Raw genomic sequence first — 21,583 nt, 5'->3', positions numbered from 1 at the left:
CCCCCCCCCCCCCCCCCCCCCCCCCCCCCCCCCCCCCCCCCCCCCCCCCCCCCCCCCCCCCCCCCCCCCCCCCCCCCCCCTCCCCCCCCCCCCCCCCCCCCCCCCCCCCCCCCCCCCTTCTCTCCCCCCCCCCCCCCGGGCCCCGCCGTCGTCGCTGGGGCGGTGGCGGGGTCGGGCGGACGCATCCCCTCGTCGCCCTGTTGTGGCTCAGCCCGGCGCTGGCGCTCATCTTCGGCGTCGTGCTCTACCCGGCGGTCAAGCTGTTCCAGGCCTCTCGAGGGGACTACTCGATCACCGGTCTGCGCATCGGTGACGCCGGTTGGAGCAACTACGCCGACGTCCTGGACCACCGCGCGCTGTGGACGGTCTTGAGTAACACCGGGGTCTGGGTCGTGGCGGTGGTCACGCTCACCATCCTGATCAGCCTGGCGCTGGCGCAGTTGCTGGTCCAGGAGTTTCCCGGTCGACGTTTCGTGCGCTGGTCGATCATCGTGCCCTGGGCCGCCTCGCTGATCATCACCAGCCAGCTGTTCGTCCTGCTGTACGACTACAACTACGGCATGATCAACCACGTCCTGACCTCGGTGGGCCTGCTGGACACGCCCATCGACTTCCTCGGCGACGACGCCTGGACGATGCCGGCGATGATCGCCGTCGGGATCCTCGTGTCGGTCCCGTTCACGGTGTTCGTCTTCATCGCCGGCCTGAACGCGATCCCGGGTGAGATGATGGAGGCGGCCCGGGTTGATGGCGCCTCGGCCTGGCAGCGCTACCGTCTGGTGACCCTGCCGCTGATGAAGTCGGCGATGCTGGTGGCTGCCGTGCTCAACGTCATCTACGTCTTTAACAGCTTCCCCATCGTCTACACGTTGAACGACCGCAACCCCGGCTTCTCCACCGACACGTCGATCACGTTCATGTACAAGCTGGCTTTCGAATCTCAAGCCAAGGACGTGGGTATGTCGGCAGCCATGGGAATCATGAACGTGCTGTTGATCCTGGTGGCCATCGCGGTCTACCTCAAGGTTGTCAACTGGCGGGAGGAGACGAGCTGATGAGCACCGCCCCAGCCCTTGCACCCGCGGCTCGCGCGGACCGTCAACAGCGGCGGCGCCGTTTCGGGCTTGCGGCTCTCGGAGCCGCCGTGGCCCTAGTGTTTCTGGCGCCCTACAGCGTCATGGTGATGAGCTCGCTGCGCACCTCGGTCGACGTCAAGACCTCCCCGCCGTCGTTCGTTCCCCGGGAGTGGCAGCTGTCCACGTACGCCCAGGTGCTCACCGACGAGCGGTTCCTGAACTGGCTCAAGACCTCGCTGCTGGTCGCCACCGCATCCACGGTCGTGGTGATGGCGGTGGCGATCCCCGCGGCCTACATGACGGCGCGGTTCCGCTTCCCGGGGCGCACCCCGTTCCTGTTACTCGTGCTGGTGACGCAGATGTTCAGCCCGACCGCGCTGGTCGTCGGGCTGTACCGGCAGTTCTTCGAGCTGAACCTGATCAACACGTACGCGGCGCTGATCATCACCAACGCGGCGTTCAACCTGGCCTTCGGTGTCTGGATCCTGCACGGCTTCTTCTCCTCCATTCCCAAGGAGGTCGAGGAGGCGGCCCAGTTGGACGGCAGCAACCGGCTGCAAACCTTGTGGCGGGTGATGCTGCCGCTGACTAAGCCGGGGCTGGTGACGGCCACGATCTTCACGTTCATCGCCGCGTGGAACGAGTACATCGTGGCGCTGACGCTGATGATCGACGACAGCCGCAAGCCACTGACGGTGGGCATGCGGGCTTACATCACCGGATACGAGCAGAACTGGGACCAGCTGTTCGCAGCGTCGGTGATCGCCGTGGTGCCGGTCGTCATCCTCTTTGCCATGATCGAAAAACACCTGATCGGGGGGCTCACCGCCGGAAGCGTGAAGTGACTTCGACCGCCGTGGTGGGCACGCCTGCACCGTGACCTGCGCTGCTGCGCTCGGAGATGGAAGGATGTCGGCGCAGTGCCGGGTCATCGGGACACGAGGGTCCCGACCAACGGAGAGGAAACCCGAGTCGGTGGTGCTGGACGATGAGGGGTTGTAACTGATGGAGATCGTGATCCTGCGCAGCGCGCAAGAGGGGGCGCAGTTAGCAGCCGACATGGTCGCTGAGGTGCTCACGAGCGGGTCAAATACGGTCCTGGGGCTGGCGACCGGGTCTTCCCCGCTGGGCTTGTATGCCGAGCTGGCGCGGCGTCGCAGGAGCGGCGCGCTGCACTTCGGCGGCACCAGTGCCTTCGCGCTCGACGAGTATGTGGGCCTGCCATCGGATCACCCGCAAAGTTACGCCTCCATCATCCGGGACGAGGTGGTGCAGCCGCTGGGCCTAGACCCCGCCGCAGTGCACGTCCCGGACGGCTCGGCGGACGATCTGGTGGGCGCATGTCGAGCATACGAACAAGCGATTCAGGACGCGGGTGGGGTCGATGTGCAGATCCTGGGCATCGGGGCCAACGGGCATATCGGCTTCAACGAGCCGACCTCGTCGTTCGCCTCGCGCACCAGGATCAAGACGCTGTCCCCGCAGACGCGCTCGGACAACGCGCGATTCTTTGATAGCCCTGACCAAGTGCCCGAACACTGCATCACGCAGGGATTGGGGACGATCGCCGAAACCCGCCGGCTCGTATTGCTGGCTCAGGGCGAGCACAAGGCGCGGGCTGTCGCCGCCATGGTCGAAGGGCCGGTGACGGCCATGTGCCCAGCGTCGTTGCTGCAGATGCATCCGGACGCCACAGTGATCCTGGATGAGCTTGCAGCCAGCGCACTGACCTTGAGCGACTACTACAGCTATGTCTATGAGCACAAGCCCGCGTGGCAGCGTCACGATCCAGCCACCATCACCGCCGAGAGGGAACGCCATAAGTGAAACCCTCGATCCCTCCAAGCGGACGGCCGAATCACCACGACTGGTCTACGCCGTCAGTGGAATCGCCGCAGTCGGCGGTTCCCGGTTGGGCTACGACACCGGGGTCACCTCCGGTGTCCACCCCCACCATCAACGCGCTGGCGGTATCGGCGGCCGCACCGAGCCAGACCGCCCCGGCTGCGCGTTGCGTCGACGTCGTTGCGAACGGCGCGCAATCGCGCTGGCCGACCTGGGTACAGGACTGTCCTCACCGCATCAGCCACTGCATCCAGCACCGCTTGCGGGCCATCCTTGGCTGCTGAGGGGACGGTCTCGATCTGCCGGTGCCGGCCGTCGGCATCCACCAGCGCCGTTCCGATCTTGGTGCCACCTAGGTCCACCCCCGCCACGATGTCCGAGGCCGGCTCCCGCCTGCCGTCTTGCCTGGGCGTACCCAGCATGGGCTCACGCTGCTCCAACCAATGTTCTGATCAAGTCGTAGCGATGACGGGTACGGTGCTGAAATGCTGATCGTGGGCGAGCAGATGCTGCATGCTGACGGTGCTCTTGCCCCGGGGTGGGTGGTGGTCGAGGGAGACAGGATCGCCCGCGCTGGGCGGGGGGCGCAGCCCACGGGTTTGTCTTCGGCCGACGACGCCGTCAGGGCAGAGATCCTCAGCCCGGGCTTCGTGGACGGGCACTGTCACGGGGGTTCCGGTAGTGCCTTCTCCGACGCAGACCCTGGGGCCACGATGCAGACCCTTCGGGCCCAACGGCAAGGCGGCACCACCTCGGTCGTGGCGAGCCTGGTCACCGGCAGCCTGTCCGATCTGAGGTGTCAGGTCGAGTCGTTGGCGGACCTGGTGGACTCCGGAGAGTTGGCCGGCATACACCTGGAGGGGCCATGGCTCAGCCCCCATTTCGCCGGTGCCCACGCACCGCACCTCCTGCTCGAGCCGACCCCACACGACATACAGACGCTGCTGGATGCCGGCCGCGGTCACCTCAGCATGGTGACTCTTGCTCCCGAGTTGCCCGGTGGGATGGATGCGGTTCGACAGCTCAGTGAAGCCGGGGTGGTCGTCGCCATCGGTCACACCGATGCCGATTTCGACACCACGCGCAGGGCAGCCGACGCCGGCGCCAGCATGGTCACCCACCTGTTCAACGCGATGCGGCCAGTGCACCACCGCGCGCCTGGACCCGTGGTGGCCGCCCTGAACGACGACCGGTTGCTGATCGAGTTGATCGCCGATGGGCATCACGTCGATCCCGAGGTGTTGGCGCTAGCGGCGCGCAGCGCCCGTGGCGGTTTCAGCCTGGTCACCGATTCGATGGCCGCGGCACTGGCCCCGCCGGGTCGCTACCGGTTGGGAGAGCTAGAGGTCGAGGTGGGCTCGGACGATCTTCCCCGACTGCTCGGCTCGAAGCAGATCGCCGGGAGCACGTTGACCATGGACCGAGCCGTGCGGACGATGACCGCCGCAGCGCTGCCGCTGAGTTCCATCCTGGCTGCGGCTACCTTAGTGCCCGCCGCAGCTCTCGGACTGACCGAAGTCGGCCGGTTGAGTTCCGGACATCGCGCCGACCTTGTGCTCCTCTCGGCCGGGCTGAAGGTGCAATCCGTGATGCGGTCCGGGGAGTGGCAGCCGCCTGTTGACCGACACCCCGGCCCATGACGGGGTGCCTGGCGTCTTTTGGTGTGAGGACGTCGTTGGGTCCTGGGTAGGTCCGCAGGGCCCCGGCGAAGTCGCATTTCAGCAGGTCAGGCCGAGTAGGGCGGGGTGGTGGGCGGGATATCGGGTGGCTTGGGCGATGTTGGTCCAGCCAGCCAGCCAGCCAGCCAGCCAGGCGGAGCTGTGCATGGCGGCCACGGTCACGATCGTGCCGGCCACGTCGAAACAGGTCAGCAGGGTTCGCACCGCAGGTATCTCGTTGCTCTTGGCCGCCACGCACAGTTGACCGAGCACGGCGCCGCTGCCCTGGTCCAACGCCGCGACCAGGTGCGGCGCGACCTGCCCACGGCTGCGTGCTCCACGCACGGTCTTGCCCTCGGTGGCAATCACCCGCCGACCCTGCTGTGTCGCGGTCCGGGTCCACAGCTACGCTCCGACCGCCGCGGCCAGGGCATCGGCGTCAACCAGGGCGAAGACCCGCCGGAACGTCGTCTCGTCCGCGGCCCGGGCCACCAGGGCGTCAATGCGGATCGAGCCGGCATGGGCCGCAGCCCATTGCCCAATGGCGGCGAAGGAGCGGGCACCGCACAGCACCGCAGCTATCCCCAGGACCAGCGGCGTCAACGCGTGACGCTTCCCGCGCCGGGCCCGCGGGTCCGGCGCCGAGTCGAGCAAGGTAGCTAGCCCCTGCAGGTCCGCGCTCAGGTCAGCAGGATGGCCAGGGGTGGGGCAGGATGACATCGCGGGTGTGGTCCTTCGGCTCGATGGCGTGTGTGAGAACAACCATCAGAATCCCAAGGGTCACACCCGTAACACGCGACACACCGACAACAGAGCTACGCATCCGCAGGTCACAGCATCAACGGCCGACTTTGCCGAGCCCCTGCGGGTGGGGGCACTGCGGGGAGCCAGCGGATGGCGCGCCGCCCGGGAGCTGTTGTCAGGACCTGTGGATGGGCGTGTCAGGCGACTTGACGCTCACCTCCGGATTCGTGGTCGGGTCGTTCGACCAGGACGCCCTTGTCGTACGTGGCCACAGCGCGGACTAACGGGACCATGTGGGGTGCGTTGACCGCTCGCCACCGGCGTTGAGCGGACTCGATCAGCTTGAACGCCTTCGCTACCCCAGCGGCCCGGGAAGCCACTGTCAAGAAAGTTCTCGAACTTGACTATCCATTGACCTTATCGTGAGTTTTATGGCTGCGGATGCCGCCCCGGGGCAGGTTGCGTACGCTGTGGCCGGGAGTGCCGGGAGTGCCGGGAGTGCCGGGAGTGCCGGGACGGTCAACGGACCTCGCGAAGGCCGCCGGTGGCGACGTCGTAGACGAAGCCGCGCACCGAGTCCTTGTGTGGGATGGCGGGCTCGGCGTGGATCCGGGCGATGTTCTGCCGCACGTCCTCGTCCAGGTCGCTGAAGGCCTCCGCCGCCCAGGTCGGCTTGGCTCCGGTGTCCGCGGCGATCTGCCGGCGGAACTGCTCGTCGGTGAAGGTCAGCATGCCGCAGTCGGTGTGGTGGATCAGCATGATCTCGGTCGTGCCGAGCAGGCGTTGGCTGATCGCCAGGGAGCGCAGCTCGTCCTGGGTGACGATGCCGCCGGCGTTGCGGATGACGTGCGCGTCGCCCTCGGCCAGCCCGAGCAGGCCGTAGACGTTGAGGCGGGCGTCCATGCAGGCGAGCACGGCGATCTGCCTGGCGGGGGGCAGGGGCAGGTCGCCACGGTCGAAGGAGGCGGCATACTGCTCGGCGTTGGCGACGAAGTCATCGGTGACAGACATGGTGGACCTCTCCTGCGATGGGTGGGCAGCGGCCACGCCGCTCCCGGGTACGTTAGAGATCAACCGCCCGCTCACCGGCCGTGTTCCCAGCCGGAGGAGTCGATGGTTTCTCGCCCCCGCCCTAGTGCTGGCGCTGGTCCTGGCTACCGCTGCGGGAGCCGCCGACGGTGGCCGTCCCTTCGTGGTTGAGCTGACCGGCCAGGCCGAGGTCCCCGGCCCGGGTAAGCCTGACGGCACCGGCACCGCCACACTGGGAGGCGGGCGCCAAGTGGTGAGAAGGGTCGCTTGCCGAGGGGAAGAGGAGTGCAGGAGCTTGTCGAACACCCCGGCCGTGAGCCACTGGGTGCGCCGGTCGCGCAGCGTGGTCTCCTTGACCGTTCCGCTCAACGCGGCAGCCTCGGCACAGGAGCAACCGGTGACCAGGCGGGTCAGGACCCCACGGCTACGCAGGAAGCGGACAAAGGTGCGCAACTGTCACAGTACTGGCACAGCTGCTCTTGACTTCGTGTCAGTGCAGATCAGAGCTGCGGCATGGAGTTTCCCGCCACCTCCACCATTGTGGTCACGTCACACTGCGCAGCGAATCCTGCAGACGATGCAAGCCCACCGGCGCGACATGCGCTCAGACGGCGGTCGAGGCAGGTATGTCGTGCTCCCGCACTGCGGGGGACCGGCTGACGTGCTCGTGCCAGGCAAGTCCGGTGACGCTGAGCACGACGATGATCATGCCCAGCCAGCGGGTGGGGGTCAGTGTGGCATCGAGCAGCGTCACACCCACGACCGCTGCGGTGACCGGGAACATCAGCTCGGCGAGGGTTGCCCGCGAAGCTGGAGTGCGCCGCAGCCCGACGTAGTAGAGCCAGAGCCCCAGCAGACCGGGGATCAGGGCCAGCAGCACCAGCTGCGGCGTGCGGTCCAGCGGCATCGTCCACCCCGAGCCGGTGAGCGCCACGATGACCGCCGTGGCCGGCAACCCGAAGGCGAAGCGCAGGGCGAGGGTGTGCCGGGCGCCGATCTGGCCACCGACCAGACGCCCCAGGACCGTGCCGCCGGCCCACAGGACGGCCGCACCGAGCGCGAGCGCAGCAGCCTGCAGGTCGGCGACCTGCACGTCGAGCGGGTCGGCGAACGACAGCAGCCACGCCCCGATCAGCGCGGGGACGGCGAAGAGCGCAAAACGGGGTCGGAGCCGCTCACCGAGCAGCACCGCCGCCAGGGCCATGGCGGCCAGCGGCTGCAGCTTCTGCAGGATCTGTGGCGTGATCGGGTCGCCGAGACCGAACGCGGCCGTGAACAAGGTGGTGGCCAGCGCCGAGGAGCCGGCGCCGATGATCACGGCAGAGGCCCGGACCCGCGCGGGGGAGGCTGCCCACGCCTGGAGCGCCCCCACCAACCACGGGCTGACGAACAGCACCAGGGCAATGTGCTCGAACAGGACGATCGTCGGGGCGTCGAGGTCCCGGGCCAGGGGCTCGCGCAGCAGCGCCGACGTGCCCCAAAGGCAGGCCGCCAGGGCGACGACCCAGGTGAGGTCGCGCCTCACGCGCCACTCGCGGGGGCGCCGGCGGTCTCCTGCTGCTGCGCCAGCTTGGCGCGCACATCGTCCATGTCCAGATCCAGGACCTGGGTGATCAGCGACTGCAGCGCAGTGGCCGGCAGAGCGCCGGGCTGGGCGAAGACCAGGATGCCCTCGCGGAAGGCCATGATGGTCGGGATCGAGCTGATGTTGGCACCGCCGGCCAGCTGCTGCTCGCTCTGGGTGTCGACCTTGCCGAAGACCACCTCCGGGTGCTTGCGCGAGGCCTCCTCGTAGACGGGGGCGAACTGCTTGCACGGCCCACACCAGTCGGCCCACCAGTCGACCAGCACGACGTCGTGGTCGGTGATGGTCGACTCGAAGGTCTGCTCGGTCAGCTCAACAGTGCTCATGAGGATGGCAACCGACCGAACCGCCGCAGGATTCCCACCCCGCGGCCTGCGACATACGCCACAATGACGCTCATGAGCCCCGCACCCTCGATATCCAACTCCATCACCGTCCGGCTCGAGCTGCCGGCGCGGGTGACCGCGGTCAGCGAGATCACGGGGGCGGTGGAGAAGGCCGGCGGCATGGTGACCGCCGTCGACATCACCGAGTCCGGCACACAACGGCTGCAGGCCGACCTGACCATCGCCACCCACGGCGACGAGCATGCCGAGGAGGTCGTGGCCGCGATGCGGCAGGTGCACGGGGTAGAGATCGGCAAGGTCAGCGACCGGGTCTTCCTGGTCCACCTCGGTGGCAAGCTGAGCGTGGAGTCCAAGCTGCCGATCCGCAACCGGGACGACCTGTCCTTGGTCTACACCCCCGGCGTGGCCAAGGTCTGCCAAGCGATCGCGGAGAACCCCGAGGACGCCCGGCGGCTGACGATCAAGCGCAACACCGTCGCGGTGGTCACCGACGGCACCGCGGTGCTGGGCCTGGGCAACATCGGACCGCTGGCTGCGATGCCGGTGATGGAGGGCAAGGCGGCCCTGTTCAAGCGTTTCGCCGGCATCGACGCCTTCCCGATCTGTCTGGACACCACGGACGCCGACGAGATCGTCGCGATCGTCAAGGCGATCTCCCCCGGCTTCGCCGGGATCAACCTGGAGGACATCTCGGCCCCGCGCTGCTTCTACATCGAGCGGCGGCTGCGCGACGAGCTGGACATCCCGGTCTTCCACGACGACCAGCACGGCACGGCGATCGTCTGCCTGGCCGCCTTGCGCAACGCCCTGCGGGTGGTCGGCAAGCAGATCGAGGACGTGAAGATCGTGATGTCGGGGGCGGGCGCCGCCGGCACCGCCATCCTCCGTCTACTGGTCAAGACCGGTGCCACCAACCTGGTCGTCGCCGACGTCAACGGTCTGCTGCACGTCGACCGGCCGGACATCGCCGAGGACGGTGACGACAACATGCGCTGGATCGCCGAGCACACCAACGCCAGCGGTGCCACCGGCACGCTCAAGGAGGCGCTGCGCGGGGCCGACGTGTTCATTGGAGTCTCTGCCGGCAACATCCTCACCGGCGACGACATCGCCACGATGGCCGAAGACTCCATCGTCTTCGCGATGGCCAACCCGGTGCCCGAGGTCGACCCGGCCGAGGCCGGCAAGCACGCGACGGTCGTGGCGACCGGGCGCAGTGACTTCGCCAACCAGATCAACAACGTGCTCGTCTTCCCCGGGGTCTTCCGCGGGCTGATCGACGCCGGCACCGACCAGGTCACCGACGACATGCTGCTGGCGGCCTCGATCGCCCTCTCCGACGTGGTCGGCGACGACCAGCGCAACCCCACCTACATCATCCCCAGCGTCTTCAACCCCAAGGCCACCAAGGCGGTCGCCCGCGCCGTGGAGCAGGCGGCCCGCGAGCGGGACGGCACAGGTGCCAGCCGGGAGGGCCGTGATCGCTCGTGACCTCATCCGCGCCCGCTCCCGCTGGTGGGTCGCGTTCGCCGTGCTGATGGGCCTGCAGGTGGTGGCCCTGTATGCCGTGCAGGGCCCGGACGTCCCCGCGGCGTCGCAGGCCGACAAGCTGGTCCACGCGGCGATGTTCGCGCTGCCTGCGGTCGTGGCGGTCCGGCTGGCGCGGACCTGGCCCTGGACCGTGCTGGTGCTGCACGCCCTGCTCAGCGAACCTCTGCAGGCGTGGCTGACGACGCAGCGGCAGCTCGATCCGTGGGACACCGTGGCCGACCTGGTCGGTATCGTGCTGGGTGTGCTGGCAGCGCAGGCATGGCGCAAGCGGGCGGCGGACGCCAAGGGCGCCCGCCGCCGGAGCCCGACGTGAGTGCTGCGCCGCTGGCCGGTCGGCTCCTGGTGGCCACCCCGCGCACCGGCGGTGTCTTCGAACGATCGGTGGTGCTGCTGCTCACCCAGGGACCGGACGGCGCGCAGGGCCTGATCCTCAACAAACCCCTGGACGCCGAGGTCTCGGCGGTGCTGCCGGACTGGCACCGCCACGTCGTCGCGCCGCCGCGCCTGCACCAGGGCGGACCCGTGGGGATGGACAGCGCGATGGGGCTGTCCAGGATCCCCGCCCAGGCTCAGGACGGCGCGGTCGTCGGCGTGCAGGTCACTTTGGACGGACTGGGCCTGGTCGACCTCGATGCGCCACCGCAGATCGTGGTGCCGCAGGTGGGTGCGGTGCGCATCTTCGTCGGGTATGCCGGCTGGTCGCCCGGGCAGCTCGAGTCCGAGATCGCCGAGGGCGCCTGGTTCGTGGTGCCGCGTGAGGACGACGACCCGTTCTGGGCCAACCCCTCCGGCCTGTGGCAGCACGTGCTGCTGCGCCAGCGCAACAGCATGTCCCTGGTCCTCACCTGGACCGAGCACCCCGAGCACAACTGAGTCCCGAGGTCCTCCGGCCGGATTCACCTGCCCGCGGCGCCCTCGAGGTGGCGCGGACTCTGGCTCAGACGGGCAGGCCCCGGTCCACGACGTCCTGGGCCACCGAATGCAAGGGCAGGTGGTTGTTGCGGGCGTGCCGACGGATCCGGGCGAAGGCCTGCCCGACGCTCTCACCGGTGGGTGTGCCCGATGATCCCCTTGGCCTGCTCGATCACCACGCGGGAGTCCAGGGCACCTTGGAGCTGCTCGGCCAGTTGTTGCTGCTGCCTGAGCTGCGCGGCGTTGAGCAGCAGACCTGTGCACATGTCGGCCAGGACCTGCACCGCGGCCAGGTCCTCTTCGCCCCATTCGCGGGGACCCCTGGCGTAGAGGTTCAGAGCGCCGATCGTCGCGCCGTCCAGCCGCATCGGGACACCCGCGACCGCACCGATCCCGAGGTCGGCGGCCACGGCCCGGTAGGCGTCCCACCCTGTGGTCATCTGGGTCAGGTCGGCGATCGCCACCACTTTTCCGCTGCGGCACGCGAGCACGCACGGACCCTCTTGCTGCGCCAGCTGGGTCTGCTCGGCCAGCTCCTGAAGGGTGTCGTCCACGTCATACGGCGTGACCAGGTGGCGGGCGAAGTCGGACAGGGTGCGCAGGAAGGGCTGTTGGTCGTGCACGAGCCCCACCTTCCGGGGGTCACGCCACCGCGCGGTGGCTGACGTCGTCGACGCACGGGAACGACCACCAGGACGTCCAGCACGCTCGAACAGTGCGGAGCCTACGCCGACTGTGGGCCAGCGCATCTGGCACTGACCGGCCCCGGAATCGGCGCGGAGCTCTTCGGAGTCGGTGCACGGCATACTGTGGAGGCATGGAGCGACCGACCCACGCCATGACCGAGCCGCTGGACTCACCCGAGGCCCCGGCCGGCCCCGACACGCGCACCGCGCTGCTGGAGCGCGAGGACACCCGGCACGCTCCCGAGCTCAGCGAGCCCGGTGACCACGAGCGGTTCGCGCACTACGTGCGCAAGGAGAAGATCATGGAGAGCGCGATGTCCGGTGAGCCGGTCACCGCGCTGTGCGGCAAGATCTGGATCCCCGGGCGCGACCCCAAGAAGTTCCCGGTGTGTCCCACCTGCCAGGAGATCTACGACGGGCTCAAGGCGCCGCAGGACGGCGGCGAGTAGGGCTCGGCCTGCTCCGCGCGGCCGGGCCGGACGCGCAGCAGGCTCGCCCACCGGGGCGGCGGCCCCGCGCCCTTTAACACGCACCCGCACCGGACCCGGTCGTGGGGGGCTCCGGGCATGTCGCCAGGGAGAACCTGCTTATCCTCTACGTCGATGAGCACGAGCGCCGCGTCCCACCTGCCCCCCGCCTACCCCGAGCGAGCCGCCTGGGGCACCGCGGCGAAGCTGCGCGCGTGGCAGGTCGAGGCGCTCACGGCATACCTGGAGCAGACTCCCCGCGATTTCCTGGCCGTCGCGACCCCGGGTGCCGGCAAGACCACCTTCGCGCTGCGGGTGGCCGCCGAGCTGTTGGACCGGGGGGAGATCGAGCGGGTGACCGTGGTCGCGCCGACCGAGCACCTGCGCACCCAGTGGGCCGACGCCGCGGCCAAGGTCGGCATCCGCATCGACCCGCGGTTCAGCAACGCCCAGGGCCGGCACGGGGGCGACTTCCAGGGTGTGGTGGTCACGTATGCCGGGGTGGCCAGCAAGCCGCTGCTGCACCGGGCCCGCACGCAGGCCGCGCGCACGTTGGTCATCCTCGACGAGGTGCACCACGGTGGCGACGCGCGCTCCTGGGGCGAGGCGATCCGAGAGGCCTTCGAGCCCGCCACCCGGCGGCTGGCACTGACCGGCACGCCGTTCCGCTCCGACACGGCGGCCATCCCGTTCGTGCGTTACGAGCTCGACGAGGCGGGCGTCCTGCGCTCGGCCGCCGACTACACCTACGGGTATGCCGAGGGGTTGCGCGACGGGGTCGTGCGGCCGGTGCTGTTCCTGGCCTACAGCGGCAGCATGCGGTGGCGCACCCGGGCCGGCGACGAGATCGAGGCCCGGTTGGGGGAGCCGTTGACCAAGGACGTCACCGCGCAGGCCTGGCGCACGGCTCTTGACCCCGCGGGGGAGTGGGTGCCGGCGGTGCTGCGGGCCGCGGACACCCGGCTCTCCGAGGTGCGCCGGCACGTGCCCGACGCCGGTGGGCTGGTCATCGCCACCGACCAGCGCTCGGCGCGGGCCTACGCCCGGCAGCTCGAGGCGATCAGTGGCGAGTCGGTGACCGTGGTGCTCTCCGACGACGCCGGGGCCTCGCCGCGGATCGAGGAGTTTGCGGGCAACGACAGCCGGTGGCTGGTGGCGGTGCGGATGGTCTCCGAGGGTGTCGATGTGCCGCGGCTGTGCGTCGGCGTCTACGCCACCTCCACCTCGACCCCGCTGTTCTTCGCCCAGGCCATCGGGCGCCTGGTTCGGGCCCGGCGCCGCGGCGAGACCGCCTCGGTGTTCCTGCCCAATGTGCCGCCGATCCTCCTCCACGCCGGCAACCTTGAGCTGGAGCGCGACCACGTGCTCAAGGGGCCCGAGGGCGGTGGCGACGAGCAGGACCAGGACAACCTGTGGTCCGAGGAGGAGGGCCTGCTCGCCCAGGCACAGCAGGGGGAGCAGGCGCTGGACTCCGGCGCGGCCTTCGAGGCGTTGGCCTCCGACGCGCAGTTCGACCACGTGCTCTTCGACGCCGAGCAGTTCGGGTTGGGCTCGCTGCCGGGTGGCGAGGAGGAGCAGGACTATCTCGGGTTGCCGGGGCTGTTGGAGCCGGACCAGGTCGCCCACGTGCTGCGCGACCGGCAGCGCTCTCAGGCACGCTCGGGTGGTGGCCAGCAGGCCGCCGACCAGGTGGCCACGCACCGGGCCCTGGGCGAGCACCGCAAGGAGCTCAACAAGCTGGTCTCGGCCTACGCGCGCAAGTCCGGGCAGTCGCACGCGATCGTGCACGCCGAGCTGCGCCGCTCCTGCGGCGGGCCCGAGCTGGGCACGGCCAGCAGCGAGCAGGTGCTCGCGCGCACCGACGCGCTGCGCCGGTGGTTCGTCGGCCGCCGGTAGGCCCGAGGCGTGCAGGACCGTGCGGCACGCGTCGCGGCGCCCGCTCCGCCCATCGAGCGGCAGGAGATGCAACGGCCACCGCAAGGCAGCGGTGCTGATGCTGCCGCTGGGCGCCGCGCTCAGGCGTCCGGTGCAGCGAACCGCTCAGTAGAGGAACATCGGCTTGCCACGCACGTGCCGCACCTTCGGGCGGTACTGGCTCGCGTCATACAGCTCGTCGATGTCGACCCGCTTGACGCCCTCGCCGGTCACCGAGATCGGCACGCTGGTGTAGGTGCCGTTGCGCAGCGCGACCATCCGCCCCGTCGAGCCGTCCAGGGCCAGGTCGGCGGCCATCACCGCGTAGTTGGTGGCGACCATCAGGTCCAGGGAGTCCGGGCTGCCGGAGCGCATCAGGTAGCCGACCTGCTGGTAGACGATGCCCTCGCCGGTGCGCTCCTTGATCAGCTCACCGGTCTGCTGGCCGATGCCACCGAGCTTGCGGTGACCGTAGGCGTCCGCCTCTCCGGAGACCATGATGTCGCCGCCCTTGATCGAGGCACCTTCGGAGATGGTCAGCATCGCGTAGGAGGAGGGGTTGCGCGCCTTGTCGGCCACGATGAGCTCGCTGACCCGGTCGACGTCGAACGGCACCTCCGAGATCAGCGCCCGGTCGACCCCGGCCAGGTATGCGGTGATCAGCGAGGTCTCCCCGCTGTAGCGGCCGAAGAGCTCGACCACGGCGATCCGCTCGTGCGACCCCGTCGAGGTGCGCAGGTTGTGGATGAACTGCACGCCTCGCGTGATGGCGGTGGAGAAGCCGATGCAGTAGTCGGTGCCGTGCACGTCGTTGTCCATCGTCTTGGGGATGGCGATGGTCGGCACCCCCTCCTGGTGCATCCGCAGGCCGTAGGACAGGGTGTCGTCGCCGCCGATCGGGATCAAGACGTCGATGCCCATGTGCTCCAGCACTCGTAGGGCGTGGGCGGTGAAGTCGTGTGGACCCTCGCCCGTGGCCTGGTCGCGCAGGAAGTCGGGCACCTCGCTGGTCTTCATCCGGCCGGGGTTGGTCCGCGAGCTGTGCAGGAACGTGCCACCACTGCGGTCGACCGTGCGCACCCGGGTCGGGTTGAGCTCAATGAAGTTGGCTTCGATGGTGGCCGGGTCATCGGGGTTGGCCGTGGCCAGGCCGCCCCAGCCACGCCGGATCCCGACCACCTCGTGCCCCTCGTCGTGCACCCGGTTGACCACCGCCTTGATGCAGGGGTTGAGCCCAGGCACGTCGCCTCCGCCGGTCAGGATCCCGATCCGCATACGTCCGTCCTCTGCTGTGATGTTGACTGCTGTGGTGTGACTGCTCTGGTATGACGTGGCTCACGTGCCAGCGACATGCTAGTGGCCGATGTCAGTCCTCCTTCCGGTGGGTCAAGGTTGCCAGCGGGCTGTGACAAGGCGATAGTTCGGTCATGACTGATGCCCCCGGTTCCGGAACTCATGGATGGCAGGCCGACGTGCCGATCGGTGACTACGGCTTCCTCAGTGACGGCGAGGTCTCGGCCCTGGTGTCCCCCGGAGGGTCTATCGACTGGATGTGCGTCCCGCGCTTCGATGCCCCCAGCACCTTCGGGCGGCTGCTCGGTCGGCACGCCGGCTCGTTCCGGATCGCGCCGACCGACGTGCGGGTGCCCGCGGCACGGCGCTACCTGCCGGGCACGATGATCCTGGAGACCAGCTGGGGCACCGACAGCGGCTGGATCATCGTGCGCGACGCCCTGCTCATCGGGCCCTGGCACCACACCGAGGACCGCTCCAACACCTACGTGCGCACCCCCACCGACTACGAGGCCGAGCACATCCTGCTGCGCACCATCCGGTGCGTGTCGGGCGAGGTCCAGACGACCATGGACTGCGAGCCGGTGCTGGACTACGGTCAGGCGCAGGTGACGTGGGCATACACCGACCAGGGCTACCACCAGGGTGTTGCCAAGGCAGATGATGACGCCGACCTGGAGCTCCATCTCACCTCCGACATGGCGCTCGGCTTCGAGGGTGGCCAGGCGGAGTCGCGCACCCTGCTCAAGGCGGGCGACAGGCGATACGTCGCGATGTCCTGGAACGGCGCCCCGCCGCCCATGGACTTCGACGACGCCTACAAGCGCCAGGTGTGGACGGCGCACCACTGGCAGCACTGGCTGGGGCGGGGCGACTTCCCCGACCACCCCTGGCGCAGCTATCTGCAGCGCAGCGCACTGACCCTCAAGGGCCTGACCTATGCCCCGACGGGCGCCATCTCCGCCGCGGGCACGACGTCGCTGCCGGAGACCATCGGCGGCGGGCGCAACTACGACTACCGGTTCACCTGGATCCGTGACGCCACCTTCGCGCTGTGGGGGTTGTACTCCCTCGGGTTCGACTGGGAGGCCCTCGACTTCTTCGCGTTCATCGCCGACATCGCCAGCGAGGACAAGGACCTGCAGATCATGTATGGCATCGGGGGGGAGCGCGACCTGCCGGAGTCCGAGCTGGACCACCTGCCGGGGTATGCCGGCTCCCGTCCGGTGCGGATCGGCAACGCTGCCTACGACCAGCGCCAGCACGACGTCTGGGGTGCCCTGCTCGACTCGGTCTATCTGCACATCAAGTCCGCGGACCGGCTGGACAACCGGGTCTGGCCGATCCTGGAGACGCAGGTCAAGGAGGCGTTGAAGCACTGGCGCGACCCCGACGCCGGCATCTGGGAGGTGCGCGGGGAGTCCCAGCACTTCACCTCCTCCAAGATGATGTGCTGGGTCGCCGTCGACCGGGGCTCCCACCTGGCCCGGCTCTACGGCGAGCACGCCATGGCCGATGAGTGGGGGAGTGCGGCCGAGGAGATCAGGGCCGATATCCTGGAGCACGGCGTCGACGAGCGTGGTGTGTTCACGCAGCACTACGGCACCACGGCGCTGGACGCTTCGCTGCTGCTCGCTCCGCTGCTGCGCTTCCTGCCCGCAGACGACGAGCGGATCCGCGCCACGGTGTTGGCCATCGCCGACGAGCTGACCGAGGACGGCCTGGTGCTGCGCTACCGGGTGGAGGAGACCGACGACGGTTTCGACGGCGAGGAGGGGACCTTCACGATCTGTTCCTTCTGGTTGGTCTCGGCGCTGTGCGAGATCGGGGAGTGGAACCGCGCGCGACGGCTGTGCGGCAAGCTGCTCTCGCTCGCCGGTCCGCTGCAGCTGTATGCCGAGGAGATCGAGGCGTCCAGTGGCCAGCACCTGGGCAACTTCCCGCAGGCGTTCACCCACCTGGCGCTGATCAACGCGGTGCAGCACGTCATCCGGCTCGAGGACAAGTACACCGACGACGACGAGCACGCCTGAGCACCGGCACTCGCGGCTACTCGGGCCGCCGGTCTGCGGCCGCCGGGTCGTCCACGGCAGCCGTGACCAACGGCTGCATCCGCGGCGCGAGCTTGGTGGACAGCGCGATGGCGGCCGAACAGCGCTCCACCAGCTCGTGCCGCACCACCAGGTCGATGACCCGCTGCAGATCGGCGTTGTCCCGGGCCACCACCCGCAACATCAGGTCACCGTCACCGGTGATGGTGTGCGCCTCCAGGACCTCCGGGATGGCCAGCAGGTGCTGCACGACCGGTTCGGGACCGGTGCCCTGGTGGATCTCCAGGGTCGCGAACGCGGTCACCGGATAGCCCATCGCCGCCGGGTCGAGCCGCGGGGCGAAGCTCGTGATCACACCCCGTGCCACCATCCGGTCCAGTCGGCTCTGCACGGTGCCCCGGGCCACTCCCAGCGCGCGCGAGGCGCCCAGCACGCCGATCTGCGGCTCGTCGTGCAACAGGTGCAGCAGCCGGGCGTCGAGGTCGTCCAACGGGTATGCGGTGTCCAGGGGCATGGTCATAGTGTCCACTGATCGTGCACCCGGTGCGAGCATTCTGCACAACCTGACCACTGCATACGCGCGGTGTTGCGCAGTCCGGCGGGCGGTCGGATGCTGACGAGATGACCGACACGACAGCCACCCTGACCGAACAGGAGCGCACCGCCGACCTGGAGCTGGACCAGCTCAAGCAGCTCGTCGGCCTGGTGCCCTACGACCAGAGCACCGACGTGTTCCCGGTGACCGGGTGGGACGCGATCGTCTTCGTGGTCGGCAACGCCACCCAGACCGCGCACTTCTACCAGTCCGCGTTCGGGATGGAGCTGATCGCCTACTCGGGCCCGGAGACCGGCAACCGCGACCACAAGTCGTTCGTGCTGCGCTCCGGCTCGATCCGTTTCGTGATCCAGGGCGGCGTCGATCCGGACAGCCCGCTGCACGAGCACGTGCGCCGGCACGGCGACGGGGTGGTCGACATCTGCCTGGAAGTGCCCGACCTCGACCGGTGCATCACCCATGCCCGCTCCGTGGGCGCTCGCATCGTGCAAGAGCCGACCGAACTGAGCGACAAGCACGGCACGGTGCGCGTGGCGGCGCTCGCCACCTACGGCGAGACCCGGCATACCCTCGTGCAGCGCGGCGCCTACGCCGGGCCCTACCTGCCCGGCTACGTCGAGCGGACCTCCACCCACGTCAAGCGCGACGGTGCGCCCAAGCGGCTGTTCCAGGCGCTGGACCACATCGTCGGCAACGTCGAGCTCGGCAAGATGGACGAGTGGGTCACCTTCTACAACCAGGTGATGGGCTTCACCAACATGGCCGAGTTCATCGGCGACGACATCGCCACCGACTACTCCGCGCTGATGTCCAAGGTGGTCGCCAACGGCAACCACCGGGTGAAGTTCCCGCTCAACGAGCCGGCGCTGGGCAAGAAGCGCTCGCAGATCGATGAGTACCTCGACTTCTATCGCGGCCCGGGCGCCCAGCACCTGGCGCTGGCCACGAACGACATCCTGCGCACCGTCGATGAGCTGCGGGGTGAGGGCATCGAGTTCCTGGCCACCCCCGACTCCTACTACGAGGACCCTGCACTGCGGGAACGGATCGGGGCTGTCCGGGTGCCGATCGAGCAGCTGCAGTCCCGGGGCATCCTGGTCGACCGGGACGAGGACGGCTACCTGCTGCAGATCTTCACCCGCCCGCTGCAGGACCGGCCGACCGTGTTCTTCGAGCTGATCGAGCGGCACGGCTCGCTGGGCTTCGGCAAGGGCAACTTCAAGGCGCTGTTCCAGGCGATCGAGCGCGAGCAGGACAAGCGCGGCAACCTCTGAGCGTGCTCCTGGACCGGGGCGCGGCGTCGACTCAGGGGAGTGTGTGGAGCACCTGACCCCAGATGTCGAGGGCCTCCTCGACCTGGGCCTCGTCGACGACCAGGGCGGGGATGAAGCGCACCACCTGACCCCAGGCGCCGCAGGTCAGCAGGAGCAGTCCGTGCTCGTGCGCAGTCTGCTGCGCAGCCTTCGCGGCGGCGGCGTCGGGCTTGCCGTGCGCGTCGCGGAACTCCACCCCTTGCATCAGCCCCAGCCCGCGCACGTTGTCCGCGGCGGGGTGCCGGGTCGTGCGCTCCTCGAGCCCGGCCCGCAGCTGCTTGCCACGCGCTGCCGCGTTCTGGACCAGGTGCTCGTCCTGGATCACGTCGAGGGTGGCCAGAGCCGCCGCGCAGGCGACCGCGTTGGCGCCGTAGGTGCCGCCCTGTGAGCCCGGCCAGGCCCTGCTCATCAGCGCATCGGACGCGGCGATCGCGGACAGGGGGAAGCCGGAGGCCAGCCCCTTGGCGGTGACCACGACGTCCGGGCGGCCGGCGAAGTGGTCGAGCCCCCAGAACTTCCCCGTCCGGCCGTAGCCGGACTGCACCTCATCGACGATCAGGAGTATGCCGTGCCGGTCGGCCCGTTCGCGCAGGCCGGCGAAGAACTCGGTGCTGGCCGGCACGTAGCCGCCCTCGCCCAGCACCGGCTCCACCAGGAGTGCCGCCGTGTCCGCGGGGGCGCTGAGCGTCTGCAGCGTGTAGTCGAGCTGATCGAGGGCAAACTCGGTGGCCTGCTCCTGTGACCAGCCGTAGTGGTGGGGGTCAGGGAACGGGCTGACGTGCACGCCGGCCATCAGCGGCGCGAAGCCGGAGCGGAACTTGGTGCCCGAGGTCGTCAGCGACGCCGCGGCGACGGTGCGACCGTGGAAGCCGCCGTGGAAGACCACCACGTTGGGCCGCCCGGTCGCCTGCCGGGCCAGCCGCAGCGACGCCTCGATCGCCTCCGAGCCGGAGTTGGCGAAGAAGAGCCGGTCCAGGCCGGAGGGCAGCACCTCCCCGAGTCGGTCGACGAGGTCCAGCAGTGGCCGGTGCAGCACCGTGGTGTACTGCGCGTGGATCATCCGCCCCACCTGCTCCTGGGCCGCGGCCACGACGCGGGGGTGACAGTGCCCGGTGCTGGTCACGCCGATACCGGCGGTGAAGTCCAGGTAGCGGCGGTCCTGCTCATCGAACAGCAGCGCGCCCTCGCCGCGCGCCGCGACGACCGGGGTGGCCTGGGTGAGGACGGTGGACAGCTGGGCCATGGGGCAGCCTCCTGCTCGGTCGGTCGCAGGTCGACGCGCACCCGCGACGGCGGTGTCTTGTCGGATTGTCGACAATCTTGCCGAAGCGTAGCGTAGCCGGCAACCCACCACGGAAGAGGATCGATGACCACCAGCCCCACCGCCGCTGCGCCGCTCCTCGAGCGGACACCCACCCAGCTGTTCATCGACGGCGAGTTCGTCGACGCGACGGGAGGCGCGACGTTCGACGTGCTCAACCCCGCCACCGGCGAGGTGCTGTGTGCGGTCGCCGACGCGACCCCTGCCGACGGCCGACGAGCGCTGGATGCCGCGGTCGCCGCGCAGGCCGACTTCGCCGCGACCACACCACTGGAGCGACACGGCATACTGCTGCGCGCCTACGAGCTGCTGATGCAGCGCCAGGACGAGCTCGGCCTGCTGATGACCCTGGAGATGGGCAAGCCCCTCGCCGAGGCCAAGGGCGAGATCGCTTACGCCGCAGAGTTCTTCCGGCACTTCGCCGGCGAGGCACTGCGGATCGACGGCAGCTTCCAGTCCTCACCCCAGGGGGGCGCGCGGTTCCTGGTCACCAAGCAGCCGGTCGGCCCCTGCCTGCTGATCACCCCGTGGAACTTCCCGATGGCGATGGGCACGCGCAAGATCGGGCCGGCGGTCGCGGCCGGCTGCACGATGGTGGTCAAGCCGGCCAAGCTCACGCCACTGTCGATGCTGGCGCTGGCAGACATCCTCGACCGCGCGGGCCTGCCCGCCGGCGTGCTCAACGTGATCACGGCCTCCTCCGCCGGCGACACCACCGGCCCCTTGATCGAGGACCCGCGCCTGCGAAAGCTCACCTTCACCGGATCCACCGAGGTGGGCCGCAAGCTGATCGCGGCGTCGGGCGAGAACGTGCTGCGGGTTTCGATGGAGCTGGGCGGCAACGCGCCCTTCATCGTGTTCGAGGACGCCGACCTCGAGGCCGCCGTGGACGGCGCGATGCTGGCCAAGACGCGCAACGTGGGTGAGGCCTGCACCGCGGCCAACCGCTTCCATGTCGCCGCCTCGGTTGCCGAGGAGTTCTCCAAGAGGTTCGCCGAGAAGATGGGCGCGCTGAAGGTGGGCCGGGGCACCGAGGACGACACCGACCTGGGCCCGCTGGTGGACGACGACACCCGCGCGAAGGTGGCCGAGCTCGTGGAGGACGCGGTCGGCAAGGGCGCGAAGACGCTCACGGGCGGCAACTCCCACGACGGTCCCGGCTACTTCTACGACCCGACAGTTCTAAGCGAGGTGCCCGACGACGCCCGCCTGCTCACCGAGGAGATCTTCGGACC

Annotated in this window: 22 protein-coding genes and 1 pseudogene; 12 read left to right on the top strand and 11 right to left on the bottom strand. The window is 69.4% G+C overall.

The window, feature by feature from the left end; all coding sequences use genetic code 11:
* Positions 1-200: 200 nt before the first annotated feature.
* The 3 genes from ACR2FV_RS04380 to nagB all read left to right on the top strand — a co-directional run bounded on the left by ACR2FV_RS04380 (position 201) and on the right by nagB (position 2,903).
* On the top strand, positions 201-1,055 hold the full coding sequence (locus ACR2FV_RS04380) for a carbohydrate ABC transporter permease (protein WP_434014479.1): 855 nt from the start codon (positions 201-203) through the stop codon (positions 1,053-1,055).
* Positions 1,055-1,921, top strand: a complete 867-nt coding sequence (locus tag ACR2FV_RS04375) for a carbohydrate ABC transporter permease (protein ID WP_434014478.1) — start codon at positions 1,055-1,057, stop codon at positions 1,919-1,921. Before ACR2FV_RS04380 ends, ACR2FV_RS04375 begins: the two co-directional genes overlap by 1 nt.
* Before the next feature lie 160 nt (positions 1,922-2,081).
* Entirely contained in the window at positions 2,082-2,903 is an 822-nt protein-coding gene (gene nagB / locus ACR2FV_RS04370; protein WP_434014477.1) for a glucosamine-6-phosphate deaminase, read from the top strand.
* A 104-nt stretch (positions 2,904-3,007) separates the two neighbouring features.
* Here nagB and ACR2FV_RS04365 read toward each other — a convergent pair whose 3' ends face one another.
* Positions 3,008-3,343 (bottom strand): ROK family protein, encoded by a 336-nt coding sequence (locus ACR2FV_RS04365; RefSeq protein ID WP_434014476.1) that lies wholly within the window; start codon positions 3,341-3,343, stop codon positions 3,008-3,010.
* A 63-nt stretch (positions 3,344-3,406) separates the two neighbouring features.
* Between ACR2FV_RS04365 and nagA the strand changes: the two genes are divergently transcribed.
* Positions 3,407-4,561, top strand: a complete 1,155-nt coding sequence (gene nagA / locus ACR2FV_RS04360) for an N-acetylglucosamine-6-phosphate deacetylase (protein ID WP_434014475.1) — start codon at positions 3,407-3,409, stop codon at positions 4,559-4,561.
* 78 nt (positions 4,562-4,639) lie between these two features.
* Here the strand turns inward: nagA and ACR2FV_RS04355 are convergent, their stop codons facing one another.
* The 6 genes and pseudogenes from ACR2FV_RS04355 to trxA form a co-directional block, all read right to left on the bottom strand.
* Entirely contained in the window at positions 4,640-4,948 is a 309-nt protein-coding gene (locus tag ACR2FV_RS04355; RefSeq protein ID WP_434014474.1) for a hypothetical protein, read from the bottom strand.
* Positions 4,949-4,984: 36 nt separating this feature from the next.
* Positions 4,985-5,299, bottom strand: coding sequence for a transposase family protein (locus ACR2FV_RS04350; protein WP_434014473.1), 315 nt, complete (start codon positions 5,297-5,299; stop codon positions 4,985-4,987).
* Between the two features lie 221 nt (positions 5,300-5,520).
* Positions 5,521-5,697: pseudogene (locus ACR2FV_RS04345) on the bottom strand (IS256 family transposase); the annotation flags it as partial.
* Positions 5,698-5,842: 145 nt separating this feature from the next.
* Positions 5,843-6,334: a beta-class carbonic anhydrase gene (locus ACR2FV_RS04340; protein WP_434014472.1), complete on the bottom strand. Its 492-nt coding sequence runs from the start codon at positions 6,332-6,334 to the stop codon at positions 5,843-5,845.
* Positions 6,335-6,956: 622 nt separating this feature from the next.
* Entirely contained in the window at positions 6,957-7,877 is a 921-nt protein-coding gene (locus ACR2FV_RS04335) for a DMT family transporter (RefSeq protein WP_434014471.1), read from the bottom strand.
* Positions 7,874-8,263, bottom strand: a complete 390-nt coding sequence (gene trxA, locus ACR2FV_RS04330; RefSeq protein ID WP_434014470.1) for a thioredoxin — start codon at positions 8,261-8,263, stop codon at positions 7,874-7,876. Before trxA ends, ACR2FV_RS04335 begins: the two co-directional genes overlap by 4 nt.
* A gap of 72 nt (positions 8,264-8,335) precedes the next feature.
* Here trxA and ACR2FV_RS04325 point away from each other — a divergent pair, with 72 nt between their 5' ends.
* The 3 genes from ACR2FV_RS04325 to ACR2FV_RS04315 are packed head-to-tail and all read left to right on the top strand — an operon-like array spanning position 8,336 to position 10,708.
* Positions 8,336-9,775 (top strand): NAD-dependent malic enzyme, encoded by a 1,440-nt coding sequence (locus tag ACR2FV_RS04325; protein ID WP_434014469.1) that lies wholly within the window; start codon positions 8,336-8,338, stop codon positions 9,773-9,775.
* Positions 9,762-10,148 (top strand): VanZ family protein, encoded by a 387-nt coding sequence (locus ACR2FV_RS04320; protein WP_434014468.1) that lies wholly within the window; start codon positions 9,762-9,764, stop codon positions 10,146-10,148. The genes ACR2FV_RS04325 and ACR2FV_RS04320 overlap by 14 nt, the downstream gene beginning before the upstream one ends.
* On the top strand, positions 10,145-10,708 hold the full coding sequence (locus tag ACR2FV_RS04315; RefSeq protein WP_434014467.1) for a YqgE/AlgH family protein: 564 nt from the start codon (positions 10,145-10,147) through the stop codon (positions 10,706-10,708). The genes ACR2FV_RS04320 and ACR2FV_RS04315 overlap by 4 nt, the downstream gene beginning before the upstream one ends.
* Positions 10,709-10,878: 170 nt before the next feature.
* On the opposite strand, the gene ACR2FV_RS04310 is transcribed toward ACR2FV_RS04315, so the two are convergent.
* A complete protein-coding gene (locus ACR2FV_RS04310) occupies positions 10,879-11,370 on the bottom strand; it encodes a GAF domain-containing protein (protein WP_434014466.1) in 492 nt (163 codons plus the stop codon).
* Positions 11,371-11,585: 215 nt separating this feature from the next.
* Between ACR2FV_RS04310 and ACR2FV_RS04305 the strand changes: the two genes are divergently transcribed.
* Together ACR2FV_RS04305 and ACR2FV_RS04300 are read left to right on the top strand one after the other, a co-directional pair.
* The gene (locus tag ACR2FV_RS04305; protein WP_434014480.1) at positions 11,586-11,882 is read left to right on the top strand and encodes a DUF3039 domain-containing protein; all 297 of its coding nucleotides are present in this window, start codon (positions 11,586-11,588) and stop codon (positions 11,880-11,882) included.
* Positions 11,883-12,035: 153 nt separating this feature from the next.
* A complete protein-coding gene (locus ACR2FV_RS04300) occupies positions 12,036-13,796 on the top strand; it encodes a DEAD/DEAH box helicase (protein ID WP_434014465.1) in 1,761 nt (586 codons plus the stop codon).
* 144 nt (positions 13,797-13,940) lie between these two features.
* Here the strand turns inward: ACR2FV_RS04300 and ACR2FV_RS04295 are convergent, their stop codons facing one another.
* Positions 13,941-15,089 carry a 6-phosphofructokinase gene (locus ACR2FV_RS04295; RefSeq protein WP_434014464.1) on the bottom strand — a complete coding sequence of 383 codons (1,149 nt, stop codon included), beginning with the start codon at positions 15,087-15,089 and terminating at the stop codon, positions 13,941-13,943.
* 152 nt (positions 15,090-15,241) lie between these two features.
* Between ACR2FV_RS04295 and ACR2FV_RS04290 the strand changes: the two genes are divergently transcribed.
* The gene (locus ACR2FV_RS04290; RefSeq protein ID WP_434014463.1) at positions 15,242-17,140 is read left to right on the top strand and encodes a glycoside hydrolase family 15 protein; all 1,899 of its coding nucleotides are present in this window, start codon (positions 15,242-15,244) and stop codon (positions 17,138-17,140) included.
* Between the two features lie 16 nt (positions 17,141-17,156).
* On the opposite strand, the gene ACR2FV_RS04285 is transcribed toward ACR2FV_RS04290, so the two are convergent.
* Positions 17,157-17,672 (bottom strand): Lrp/AsnC family transcriptional regulator, encoded by a 516-nt coding sequence (locus ACR2FV_RS04285; RefSeq protein WP_434014462.1) that lies wholly within the window; start codon positions 17,670-17,672, stop codon positions 17,157-17,159.
* Between the two features lie 107 nt (positions 17,673-17,779).
* Here ACR2FV_RS04285 and hppD point away from each other — a divergent pair, with 107 nt between their 5' ends.
* Complete coding sequence (gene hppD, locus ACR2FV_RS04280; RefSeq protein ID WP_434014461.1) at positions 17,780-18,988, top strand: 4-hydroxyphenylpyruvate dioxygenase; 1,209 nt, start codon at positions 17,780-17,782, stop codon at positions 18,986-18,988.
* 31 nt (positions 18,989-19,019) lie between these two features.
* Here hppD and ACR2FV_RS04275 read toward each other — a convergent pair whose 3' ends face one another.
* Positions 19,020-20,270: an aspartate aminotransferase family protein gene (locus ACR2FV_RS04275; protein ID WP_434014460.1), complete on the bottom strand. Its 1,251-nt coding sequence runs from the start codon at positions 20,268-20,270 to the stop codon at positions 19,020-19,022.
* Between the two features lie 123 nt (positions 20,271-20,393).
* Here ACR2FV_RS04275 and ACR2FV_RS04270 point away from each other — a divergent pair.
* A partial coding sequence (locus ACR2FV_RS04270) for an aldehyde dehydrogenase family protein (RefSeq protein WP_434014459.1) occupies positions 20,394-21,583 on the top strand: 1,190 nt, incomplete at its 3' end.

This window comes from Ornithinimicrobium sp. (assembly GCF_051004135.1).
Taxonomy (GTDB): Bacteria; Actinomycetota; Actinomycetes; order Actinomycetales; family Dermatophilaceae; genus Ornithinicoccus.
This window is presented reverse-complemented; position numbering and strand designations above follow the sequence as displayed.

Coding starts and splice junctions, on each gene's coding strand:
- ACR2FV_RS04375 (WP_434014478.1), top strand. CDS start 1,055: ATGAGCACCGCCCCAGCCCTTGCACCCGCGGCTCGCGCGGACCGTCAA.
- nagB (WP_434014477.1), top strand. CDS start 2,082: ATGGAGATCGTGATCCTGCGCAGCGCGCAAGAGGGGGCGCAGTTAGCA.
- ACR2FV_RS04365 (WP_434014476.1), bottom strand. CDS start 3,343: ATGCTGGGTACGCCCAGGCAAGACGGCAGGCGGGAGCCGGCCTCGGAC.
- nagA (WP_434014475.1), top strand. CDS start 3,407: ATGCTGATCGTGGGCGAGCAGATGCTGCATGCTGACGGTGCTCTTGCC.
- ACR2FV_RS04350 (WP_434014473.1), bottom strand. CDS start 5,299: ATGTCATCCTGCCCCACCCCTGGCCATCCTGCTGACCTGAGCGCGGAC.
- ACR2FV_RS04340 (WP_434014472.1), bottom strand. CDS start 6,334: ATGTCTGTCACCGATGACTTCGTCGCCAACGCCGAGCAGTATGCCGCC.
- trxA (WP_434014470.1), bottom strand. CDS start 8,263: ATGAGCACTGTTGAGCTGACCGAGCAGACCTTCGAGTCGACCATCACC.
- ACR2FV_RS04325 (WP_434014469.1), top strand. CDS start 8,336: ATGAGCCCCGCACCCTCGATATCCAACTCCATCACCGTCCGGCTCGAG.
- ACR2FV_RS04305 (WP_434014480.1), top strand. CDS start 11,586: ATGACCGAGCCGCTGGACTCACCCGAGGCCCCGGCCGGCCCCGACACG.
- ACR2FV_RS04300 (WP_434014465.1), top strand. CDS start 12,036: ATGAGCACGAGCGCCGCGTCCCACCTGCCCCCCGCCTACCCCGAGCGA.
- ACR2FV_RS04295 (WP_434014464.1), bottom strand. CDS start 15,089: ATGCGGATCGGGATCCTGACCGGCGGAGGCGACGTGCCTGGGCTCAAC.
- ACR2FV_RS04290 (WP_434014463.1), top strand. CDS start 15,242: ATGACTGATGCCCCCGGTTCCGGAACTCATGGATGGCAGGCCGACGTG.
- ACR2FV_RS04285 (WP_434014462.1), bottom strand. CDS start 17,672: ATGCCCCTGGACACCGCATACCCGTTGGACGACCTCGACGCCCGGCTG.
- hppD (WP_434014461.1), top strand. CDS start 17,780: ATGACCGACACGACAGCCACCCTGACCGAACAGGAGCGCACCGCCGAC.
- ACR2FV_RS04275 (WP_434014460.1), bottom strand. CDS start 20,270: ATGGCCCAGCTGTCCACCGTCCTCACCCAGGCCACCCCGGTCGTCGCG.